The sequence below is a fragment of the Segatella salivae DSM 15606 genome (assembly GCF_000185845.1).
Lineage (GTDB): Bacteria > Bacteroidota > Bacteroidia > Bacteroidales > Bacteroidaceae > Prevotella > Prevotella salivae.
In genome coordinates this window covers 195,546-206,746 of sequence record NZ_GL629647.1, presented here as the reverse complement: position 1 = coordinate 206,746, position 11,201 = coordinate 195,546, and the positions used below count along the sequence as shown (strand labels likewise).

Annotated in this window: 8 protein-coding genes; 4 read left to right on the top strand and 4 right to left on the bottom strand. The window is 38.4% G+C overall.

Annotated features, from left to right (window positions below; all coding sequences use genetic code 11):
* Positions 1 to 67: 67 nt before the first annotated feature.
* The 3 genes from HMPREF9420_RS00925 (at position 68) to HMPREF9420_RS00910 (ending at position 4,294) form a co-directional block, all read left to right on the top strand.
* A complete protein-coding gene (locus HMPREF9420_RS00925; RefSeq protein WP_007133497.1) occupies positions 68 to 793 on the top strand; it encodes a restriction endonuclease in 726 nt (241 codons plus the stop codon).
* Positions 790 to 1,275, top strand: coding sequence for a hypothetical protein (locus HMPREF9420_RS00920; protein ID WP_007133496.1), 486 nt, complete (start codon positions 790 to 792; stop codon positions 1,273 to 1,275). The genes HMPREF9420_RS00925 and HMPREF9420_RS00920 overlap by 4 nt, the downstream gene beginning before the upstream one ends.
* A gap of 652 nt (positions 1,276 to 1,927) precedes the next feature.
* Complete coding sequence (locus HMPREF9420_RS00910; protein WP_007133494.1) at positions 1,928 to 4,294, top strand: TonB-dependent receptor; 2,367 nt, start codon at positions 1,928 to 1,930, stop codon at positions 4,292 to 4,294.
* Between the two features lie 72 nt (positions 4,295 to 4,366).
* Here the strand turns inward: HMPREF9420_RS00910 and HMPREF9420_RS00905 are convergent, their stop codons facing one another.
* From HMPREF9420_RS00905 to HMPREF9420_RS00890, 4 genes are all read right to left on the bottom strand, one after another.
* Positions 4,367 to 5,668 carry a DNA recombination protein RmuC gene (locus HMPREF9420_RS00905; RefSeq protein WP_007133493.1) on the bottom strand — a complete coding sequence of 434 codons (1,302 nt, stop codon included), beginning with the start codon at positions 5,666 to 5,668 and terminating at the stop codon, positions 4,367 to 4,369.
* Positions 5,665 to 6,969, bottom strand: coding sequence for an MATE family efflux transporter (locus HMPREF9420_RS00900; protein ID WP_044078646.1), 1,305 nt, complete (start codon positions 6,967 to 6,969; stop codon positions 5,665 to 5,667). The genes HMPREF9420_RS00905 and HMPREF9420_RS00900 overlap by 4 nt, the downstream gene beginning before the upstream one ends.
* 240 nt (positions 6,970 to 7,209) lie before the next feature.
* Positions 7,210 to 8,745: an OmpP1/FadL family transporter gene (locus HMPREF9420_RS00895; protein WP_007133491.1), complete on the bottom strand. Its 1,536-nt coding sequence runs from the start codon at positions 8,743 to 8,745 to the stop codon at positions 7,210 to 7,212.
* 29 nt (positions 8,746 to 8,774) lie between these two features.
* Positions 8,775 to 9,803, bottom strand: a complete 1,029-nt coding sequence (locus HMPREF9420_RS00890; protein ID WP_007133490.1) for a hypothetical protein — start codon at positions 9,801 to 9,803, stop codon at positions 8,775 to 8,777.
* Between the two features lie 142 nt (positions 9,804 to 9,945).
* On the opposite strand from HMPREF9420_RS00890, the gene prmA reads away from it, so the two are divergent.
* Entirely contained in the window at positions 9,946 to 10,809 is an 864-nt protein-coding gene (gene prmA / locus HMPREF9420_RS00885) for a 50S ribosomal protein L11 methyltransferase (protein ID WP_044078645.1), read from the top strand.
* Positions 10,810 to 11,201 lie beyond the last annotated feature (392 nt).

Genomic DNA, 11,201 nt, shown 5'->3' with positions numbered 1-11,201 from the left:
GCAGTTGTGCATTTTTTTTGTTTGACAACGTGTCTTTAAGTAGTTGTATATTAAAATATTAAGAATAATGACACCAAGAGAATTTGAATACCTTGTTTCAGATTATTATAAGCAACAAGGCTATAAAACAATTATTACACCTTATTCAGGTGATTGGGGGATTGATGTCATAGCCTCAAAGGGGAAAGAGAAATTAGCTATTCAAGCGAAGATGTATGGAGGCTCATCCAGAAGAATAACACGACTGGCGATGATGCAATTATATGGTGCTATGGCATATAAAGATTGTACACGGGCAGTAATGGTAACTGACGGAGATTGTATGCCAGATGCCATAGATGTAGCCATAAAATTGGGTATAAAAGTAATTTACTTAAAAGATAATTCTGTGCAGCAACTCAAAGAACAGAACTATAAAAGTGTTATAGAAAATGAGACAACAATAAAGGGGCTAATGGCATTTGACGAGATGTGGGAAACATACATTATGCCCTTGAAAGGTAAGACGTTGAAAACAAGAAACAGAGAAAACAAAATCGTCAATGTTGACTGGGGTGGTATTGTTAGAATCACCTCTAAAGGTAATCGTGGTAAAATAGAGATAGAAGACATAAAAATGGCTTATAGTCTGTTAGAAAAAAACGGTACAGTTGAACGAAGCCTAATAAATCAATATGTGAAACGTTGCTCTTCTGGAATAATATTGTTGCTATCTCAAGTTCCATTTATTGGTGTCAGAAATAATCCTACACAACTTTATATTAAAGCAAATTTATATCAAAACGAACTATGAATGATGTTATTCAAATATTAAAAAAAGATGGCTTCGAAGGTTTTATCTCAGTGGAAAACCTTATGAAAAGTCATAAAATAATTCCCACATATAGTGGAGTTTATCTTTTCTTACGCTTAAATAATTCTGAGCCTGAATTTCTTGAACAAGGAACTGGTGGTTTTTTTAAGCGAAAAACCCCGAAGAATCCAAATGTTTCTGTTGCGGAATTGAGGGATAATTGGATTTCAAATGAGGCTATTGTTTATATTGGAAAGGGCAAATCTTTGAAGACTCGGCTTAGTAGTTACCTTCGTTTTGGCGAGGGGGAATTTGCTACTCATTGGGGTGGTCGATATATTTGGCAGTTGAAGGATTCACGTGAACTAATCGTATGCTGGAAAACCATGGATGAAGATCCACGTGTAGTTGAAAAAAAAATGATAGCTAAGTTTAAGGAAGAGCATGGTGGTAGACGCCCATTTGCAAATTTGATAGACTAAGCAGACTGTGACGGAACTCGACAAAGAATAATTCTAAGCAATCAGCCTACTGATTATTATTTGTTTTTAAGTGTGTGTTTGGCCTTTCTGCAGTGTGCAGCAGCATGAAAAACTTCTTTTTAGTCTTTCTGTCGCGTGCAGAAGCGCAAAAAAAGTTTCATTTGGTGTTTCTGTCGTGTACAGAAGCGCGAAAAAGTTTCATTTGGCGTTTCTGTCGTGTGCAGAAGCGCAAAAAAGTTTCATTTGGTGTTTCTGTCGCGTGCAGAAGCATGAAAAAGTTTCATTTGGCGTTTCTGTCGTGTGCAGAAGCACGAAAAAGTTTCATTTGGTGTTTCTGTCGTGTGCAGAAGCACGAAAAAGTTTCATTTGGTGTTTCTGTCGTGTGCAGAAGCATGAAAAAGTTTCATTTGGCGTTTCTGTCGCGTGCAGAAGCGCGAAAAAGTTTCATTTGGTGTTTCTGTCGCGTGCAAAAGCATGAAAAAGTTTCATTTGGTGTTTCTGTCGTGTGCAGAAGCATGAAAAAGCAAGATGAGTTCATAATGCTTTTGATATTTTATGTTTTAAAAGGCAGATGATGATTCTTCAAAATATCAACAGCACATGATGGTTTACTATACAATAAGCTTTCCATATTTACGTTTATGAAATAGATATGAAAACAAGATTCTCTTTAATCATCCTTTTCATTGCTTTTGTGCTTCACATGCAAGCGCAGAGTTTCATGCTTCACGGCACCGTACTGGATAGTTCGGGCAAACCTCTTGAGTTTGCCACCATTAGTAGTCAAGGAAAAGTGACGTTTTCATCTCTTAAAGGCACGTTTTCTCTCACATTGCAAAGTGCAGATTCAGTTGTTGTAAAGTTCTCATCTATTGGTTTCAAAACAAAAACACGCATTTTGAGAAAGCCTAAAGGTACTCAGAAATTGATGATTACACTCACTGAAAGCCAAAACACGTTAGGTACCATTGACGTTAGTGGCCAGAAAATTCAAACGGGACAAAACCAACAATTAAAGCAAGAAGATTTAGACAATGTACGTGCCGCCAACGGAAATAGTGTCGAAAAACTTGTTCAACTGCAAGCCGGTGTGTCTACTCACAATGAACTTTCTTCACAATATAACGTTCGCGGTGGCGCCTTTGATGAAAATAGCGTCTACATCAACGGCAATGAAGTCTACAGACCCTATTTGGTCAGAAGCGGACAACAAGAGGGATTGTCGGTCATTAATCCCTATATGGTTGATAAAATCGACTTCTCTACGGGTGGATTTGCAGCCAAATATGGAGATAAGATGTCTTCTGCATTAGATATTATCTACAAAAAGCCCAAGGACTTTGAAGCCAAGATAAGTGCAAGTTTGATGTCAGCCGATGCCTATGTGGGTATTGGCAACTCCAAGTTTTCGTGGTCTAACAGCATTCGTTACAAGTCTACTCATAACCTTTTGGGCACATTAGAAACTACGGGAGAATATAGACCACGTTTCATGGACTATCAAACCTATTTGAGTTATACCCCCAATGATCGTTGGACAATAGACGTTATTGGGAATATAAACCTCAATAATTATAACTTTCTTCCTGTATCTCGGGAGACAAGTTTCGGCACTTCGCAGAATGTTAAGTCGTTCCGTGTGTATTTCGATGGACAGGAAAAAGATGTGTTTAAGACTTATTATGTTTCGGCATCTATCACTCGTCACCTCGGGAAAAACACAAGATTATCGCTCAATGGTGCGGCATTCAGCACACATGAAAAGGAACAATATGACATACAAGGCCAATATTGGCTCACCCAAACAGAAACAAGTGAGAACCTTGGTGTAGGGACTTATTTTGAACATGCACGCAATTATCTTAATGCAAACGTAGGAACATTGAAGCTGATGCTACAGCATAGAGCAAATAAACATCAAGTAGAAGCAGCTGCAAGCCTAAAGAAAGAACATATTGAAGAGCGTAGTAGTGAATATGAGATGCGTGATTCGAGCGGATATAACATTCCTCACAATCCCCAGATTCTGAATCTTATTTATTCACTTCGTGCACAAAACACAATCAATGCAACACGCATCGAAGGCTACATTCAAGACACTTGGAACTTTACAAGCAAAGGTGAACATACGCATTTCACATTGAACATGGGACTGAGAATGAGCCACTGGAGTTTTAATCAAGAGACCATCGTCTCACCACGCTTGTCATTGGGCATTATCCCCGCCTTCAATTCGAATGTCACTTTCCGCCTTGCGACAGGATTATATTATCAGGCTCCTTTCTTCAAAGAACTCCTTGATACGACAACAACAAATCATACCACGACAGCAAAGCTTAATGAGAAGATTAGAAGTCAGCGTTCTATTCACTTCATAGCAGGCTTCGACTATCGATTCTTTGTAGGCAAGCGCCCCTTCAAGTTTACTGCTGAAGCTTATTATAAGATGCTAAGTAACCTCATTCCCTACTCTATCAACAACGTGAAGGTGATTTATTATGGGGCAAATGACGCTAAAGGACACGCTGCCGGCATAGACTTTAAGTTGTATGGAGAGTTTGTTCCGAACACAAACTCATGGATTAGCCTCTCGCTAATGAATACTTCTATGCAACACCATGGCATAAACATGCCTCTGCCAACCGACCAACGTTATGCCTTTAACATGTTCTTCACCGACTATTTCCCTGGTACTGAAAGGTGGAAACTATCATTGGCGATGACCTTTGCAGATGGTTTGCCATTCTCTACTCCACATAATGAACTCAAAAGAAGTGCCTTTCGTGCACCTGCCTACAAACGCGTTGACCTTGGCATGAGCTATAGACTAATTGACAACACAAAGAAAACGTCGGCTGTAGTCAAAAACATTTGGTTAGGCATTGAATGCTTAAACTTGTTTGGTATAAGCAATGTGAACAGTTATCATTGGATAACGGATGTGAGGAATGTGCAATATGCCATCCCAAATTATCTCACAGGAAGGCAGCTAAATACGCGAATTACAATTGATTTATAAGCTAAAAACAAACAGGAATAAGTACAAAGGAGATTTGCTTGCACCCATTCCTGTTTGTCATTTCATTGCTTTTCAGGCTTCATCCAACCGCATCTGTGTCTCTGGGATTGGTGCATTTGCACTCTCTTTCGCTCCCAAAACTTTTAAATCATTCGCTTTTTGAACAATACTTTGCCGGCCGGTATATGCTTTTTTATAAGCCTCATCATAATCTTTATGCAGTGTTTCTATATCCTTTCCTACCTTATCGAAACGCTTAATGAAGTCGCCCACGCGCCGAAGCATTTCATCGGCTAAGTCATAGACACGCTTTTGATTCTCTGTTTGAGCATATTGACGCCATGCTATCTGTATAATCTTCAAAATAGCCATAAGATTTTGTTGACTGGTTATAAAGACTTTCTTTTCAAAAGCATCATGCCACAACTTCGGATCGGTAAGTAAAGCGAGTTGCAAAGCGCCTTCGTATGGAACATACATAATCACAAAATCAATCGCACGGCGAGGTGCTTTGATATATGATGTGTAATCTTTCTTAGATAAAGAAGTAAATTGCGTGCGAATGCTTTTTACCACATCGTCGGCATATTTCTTTTTAACAATCTCATCTTCTGCATTCATATAGTTTGCATAGGCATCGATTGTCATCTTCGAATCAATGATAATATCCTCGTTATTGGGATAATGAAGAATAACATCGGGAATCATTCTCTTTCCACTTTCCTCATTCGTAAGCACATTACCTCTATCATCCGACAAGGTTTGTTGAACGTCATAATCCACTCCTAAGCGTAAACCTTGACTGTCAAGCAAGTTCATCAAGGTGAGTTCTCCCCAATTTCCTTGCACCTTGTTTGCGCCTCGCATAACGTTCGTTAGACGTGTGGCAGAAGCATCTATCTTTGCAGTTTGCTCTGCCACCGACTTCAATTGTTCTGAAAGAGAGGCCGTACTCTTGGCTGTTTCATGATTTGTCTTGTCAATAGCCTGTTGTAACTGCTCTATATTTTGTTTGAGAGGTTGTGTTATATGACTCATAGACTCAACATTCTCAGACTTTAACTTCTGCGTGGTTTGATCTAAAATCTTTGATGCAAGATTTTGAAACTGCTCTTGAATGGTCTCTAACTGTTGATCAAACTGCTTTTGTCGAAGTTGTTGTTCATTTGAACTTTGCTGATTACGCAATTCTGTTTCATGTTCAAACCTATCTTTTAAGCTCTCAGTCTCTTTTTGATGTTGCGCTCTTTCTGCCTCCAACTGAGTATGAAGTGTACCAACAGCCAACTTACTCTCATTCAGTTTTCCATTAAAAAAGATATAAGAAGCAAGGCCTCCTACAAGAATTCCTACTAAAATATATACAACTATCATTTATCAATAAGTTTTAATTGAACACGATTTAACAGCACCTTTTCCACAATGCCTCGTACAAAGAGGAACAAAATAAATGCCAACCACAATGCATGATTACCCATCAGAGGTGAACACAAGAAATAAATGGCGAAGAAACATATTGCTGCCAAGAACGAAGACACCAACATATAGCGTGTCATCGTGGCTCCAATGAAGATCCCATCAAGCACAAATGCGAGATAACCAGAAAGAGGAATCAACACAACCCAATAGAAGTAATTACTTGAGACAGATAGAACCACCTTGCTATTTGTGATTAGTGTCAAGAAGAAATGTCCTCCACCTATATATAATAAGGTACCGACAAGCGCCAGCCCTATCCCCCAACGCAACAACTGTGAAGTGTAGTTTTTGAATGAACATAAATCTTTTGCCCCAAAAGCTTTCCCACATAATGCCTCGGCGGCAAAGGCAAAGCCATCAAGGACGTAGGAGAAGATTGAGAAAAATGTCATCAACAAGGTATTGGCAGATAGGATAAGATCTCCTTGTCTGGCTCCAAATGCAGTAAAAGAAAGGTTCACTGAAACCAAGAAGAGTGTACGAATAAAGATATCTCTATTTACTAAAAACAAGCTAATCCATTGAATAGGAGTATGCAAAGGCGTAGACTTCTTGCGTAGTTTCTCCATGTTTCCATAAGCAAACCACAATCCTATGAGTGCACCACTCCATTGTGCTATTACGGTACCTAAAGCCACTCCTTCTATTTTCATCCCTAAAACAATAACAAAGAAAAGGCTCAAAATGATGTTTACTACATTCTGAAATAGAGCTATCATCATAGGAATACGAGTGTTTTGTAAACCGATAAACCAGCCATTTAATGCATAAAGCATCAGCACTGCAGGGGCTCCCCAGATGCAAATAAAGAAATAAATGCGAGTAAGTTCGCTCACGGCGTCAGATGGATGCATTATCCACAATGAGAGTTTACAAAGAGGAAGTTGTAAGATGAGAAACAAAAGGCTTATAGAAAGGGCTACTATCATCGACCTTTTAAGTACTTGAAGCACAGCCTTATAATCCTTCCTTCCCAATGCTTGAGAAGTCATTCCGCTGTTTCCCATGCGCAAGAAACCAAAAATCCAATAGATAACATTGAATATCATCGACCCAACCGCAATGGAACCAATATAGGTTTCAGACCCAATATGACCGACAATTGCAAGGTCGACAAGACCTAACAGCGGAACAGTTATATTGGAAATAATTGACGGAAGCGCCAATTTCAAGATGGAATTATCTATCAAATTCATAACTACAAAAGTAGTATAAAAAAGAAAGAAAACAAAGGAAACAAAAGAAAAAGGAGCTTGTCTCACGACAAACTCCTTTCAAAATTTTAATTTTAACCATGTTAATCGCTTAAATGAATGCTCTACTTTATGTTTATTCTTATTCAGTTCATCGTATCTTTTGATTGTTTTCCTTGTATAAAAGCAAGTATAACATTCTCAAAATCGAACTGATGGATTCAGAATTTCATTTATAATAATTTAGAAGCGATAGCCCAATGTCAACAATAACTGATGACGTTTGTTATTTACTTTTGTTGCAGTTGCAATGTTATCTTCTACAGAAGTTCCACTGCCTTCATAGTAGTTCATGAATGGGAAGAACTCTCCTTTCTGAGCACTATACTGATATGCAAGGTCTACATTAAAGTTTTTATGTGCATATCCAAGTCCACATGTGAAACGATTTGTATCTTTCCAGTTCACAAAACTTGTTGAACTTGCGTAGTAAGAACCCGGAGAAGAAACTGAACCATTCTTTGCTCCTTTCTCATTAAACATTGCACTGAGATAATTATAACCTAAACGCAAAGACAATTCAGGCATAACCTTGAACTCAGCACCTAACTTTAAGGTATGAACTCCTTTCAAAGTTGCCTCTGTCTGTTTATTCATTGCAGCATCTTTATGGCTGGTTTCATAATAGTCTCCATACCAATAATCATAATAACTGCCATCTTTTATGCGTGTGCTTGTCGCTCCATAATCAGCATATTCATATGTAGCACCCAATGCAACTACATTATTTATAGTGTGACCAAGGCTCAAACCAAACTTCCAAGGCGTATCAACTCTGAAATCATAAGATTCTTTTGTTGATGCGACTTTAGCACCATCAGTCATTGTTGAGTAATTGGCTGTGGTCAAATCATACCATGTTGGTGTGTTCACATATACACCGACACGGAATGCACTCGCATCAAATGGACGGAAAACAGCACCTAACTTTACATCGTATCCTGTTCCTGTTATCTCCCGATTATCATTCAAAGTCAAACCAGGAATATGATCTGCATTTGTTACAAAGTTCTCCGTATACTCTGAATAGTTACGATAATGCACATCATGAAGACCAAAAGTCAAACCAAGATAGATGCGGTTGTTGATGTTTCCACTCAAGTTTACATCATATTCTCCTATATAACCTTTACTTTCTCCATTGTATAAGTAGCCCGTTGCAGGATAATAATGATATTGTTGGCTAACGTTATTGTAGAGAAGATTATCCATATAAAGACCATCTACTTGACTATAAGTCATGCTTTTCTTATCCTTGAAGATTCCATTGCGGTACTTCTCATACGTCAACTTATTCTGCGAAGCATTTGACAACGTATTCGCTGCACTTAAAATCTGGTCAAAGTTACGGCTCTTATGATAATTGAAACCTATATTAAACCCTGTTTTCGGCGACTTATTCAACACATATACAAAGCCCAACTGATCAAAACTTGCATTTGTTTTGCCAAGCGAATTGAACTTAACAGCATCTTGTTGGCTGACAAGGCCTAAGGACATATCAATCTTAGACTTACGGAACAAGCCTATACCAGCAGGGTTTGAACTCATTGTTGATATATCTGCACCGAGTGCTTCCATAGCACCTCCCATACCCACATAACGAGCTGTACCATTCAAATCGTTATCAACGAGCTTTGTATTCTCGTAGGTTTCCTGAGCCATTGCAGGCATTCCGAAAAGGGAAAGCGCTACAACAGACATATATAATTTCTTCATATTCGTTATATTTTATGCGTTTTTAAATTCTATCTACGACCTCCAAATGAACCACCGGAATGGAAACCGCCGCCTCCAGCGCCACCGCCTGAGAAGCCTCCACCAGAGAATCCGCCACCTGAATGAACGCTACCACCAAATGAAGAGCCTGAGTTAAAACCTCCAGAATTGTAAGAACGTGTCGGCACTTGATTGTAGTTATCACGTGAAGGATAGTTATTATAAGAGCGAGAAGGTATTCTGTTGTCGCCATTATCATACGAACGACGATCATCTATACTACGAGAACCTCCAAAAAGACCTCTGTTTCCAACCCGAACACCAGCATCTTGCATTGCAGCTGCACGGCTTGCACCTGCACTCATGCGTGAACCTCCGAATGAACCACGTGGGAATGATGCTGTCTCTGAACTATAACTGTGATTCATTGTGCCTGCAGGACGGTTATAACTTACATAGCCACCATAATACGGATAGCCATAATAGCCGCCGTAATACCATGGGCTATACCAACCGCCATACCAGCCAGCATAACCATAATAGGGATATCCATAGCCGTAATATCCGCTATAATACCATGGATCATAGAAGGGGTCATAGAATGGATCATAATAACCATAACGCCAACGTGGACCATATCCCCAGTAAGGACCAAAGCCCCAACTATAACTATAATACCAAGGATCATAGTAACCATCCCATCGGCTCATCCTACGTGTATAGCGATAATCATCATTATCAACAATAGTATCGTAGTACTTACCAACAAAAGTCGTGTCAATATATACTGAGTCTGGATAGACCCCTACACCCTTTGTGAACTGAATGATGTCATTTCCCTTTTTGTCTGTACCGATTTTCTGATAGTGACTCCAATATTTTCCGCGATGATTATATTCATCTACGTTTCTATCACTACCACAATAATACGTAGACTTCTCTGTTATGGAGTTGTATTCCGAACTCTTTTTCGGTGTGAAATAGAGGTCGTCTTCCTGTGCCATTAATGAAAGTGGCAACACTCCAGCAAGGACTGTCATGAGAACCAATTTCTTCATATCATTACTTTGATTTTAAGTTTATATTCTTTTTCAACTACAAAATTATATAGATATATACTACAAAAGTAAGGAAATTCCCTAATCCGTGATAGGTTTTTCCCTATTTTTATATATATTTGCAGTAAAATTAAAATTCATTATGAAGTATCTTGAAATAGAGTTCTCTATTGATTGCAACACAAATGTAGCGGAAGATGTTCGTGCTCTGCTTGCAGATGCAGCCGGAGAAGCTGGATGTGAATCATTTGAAGACACACCTAATGGGCTAAGAGCTTATGTTCAAACAGACCTTTGGAATGAAAACGCAATGAAAGAAGCCATTAATGATTTCCCCATTGCTAATGTGAATATTCAATATTCTGTTAGTGATGCAGATGACATTGATTGGAATAAAGAGTGGGAAGAGCAAGGTTTCACTCCCATAAACATAGATAACAAGCTCTTGATTTGTGATGCAAAGAAGAGCCTTCCTGATACAAAAGATGATAAAATTGACCACATTTTCATTGATGCAAAGTTAGCATTTGGAACAGGAAATCACGAAACTACCCGAATGATTGTATCCACTTTATTGCATTTTGACCTAACAGACAAACGGGTACTTGATTGTGGTTGCGGTACAGGAATATTAGGTATCGTAGCATTAAAATATGGTGCAAAGTCTGTTGTTGGCTACGACATAGATGAATGGAGCGTAGAAAACGCGAAACACAATGCGGAAATCAACAACGTAGAAAACATTGAAATCTATCAAGGAGACGCCAATGTGTTGAACCACATCTCAGGAGTTTTCGACATTGTTTTAGCCAATATTAATCGCAATATCATTCTCAATGATATCTCAACGCTAAAGAGCGTGATGCACAAAGGTAGCCTTTTGATTCTTAGTGGCTTCTATATGGCGGATGTTCCTATGATTCTTGATCATGCGAAACAATTAGGGTTAGAAGAATATGGACGTAAAAATGAGGGGGAATGGGCTTGCCTTGTCTTAACTATCTAAAAGGAAGACGCTACAAATTCAACATTGCATTTTCAATCAAAACATAATCGGTGCAGAATATTGGATATGTTCTGCACCCTCTATTTATATCCGCTTATATTATCAAACCTGTTCTACCTGTAATATCCTCGAAAGTTATTGTATCATAGCGTGTGTAATTCTAATTTCTAAACTGGCTGAAACAATCCTCCGAAAAGACTCAAATCATACGGCGAAGTGACTGAGATTAGTCAACAATTTGACTGAAACCATTATATAAAAGATTTCATATAATTATTTTCTTTAATATCATTTGTTTATATTATTGATTACAAGTAGTTTATTATTAAATAACAAATATAATAATTTAAGAATAAAAGTGCGCTGACTATACATATTAATTAAATATACAA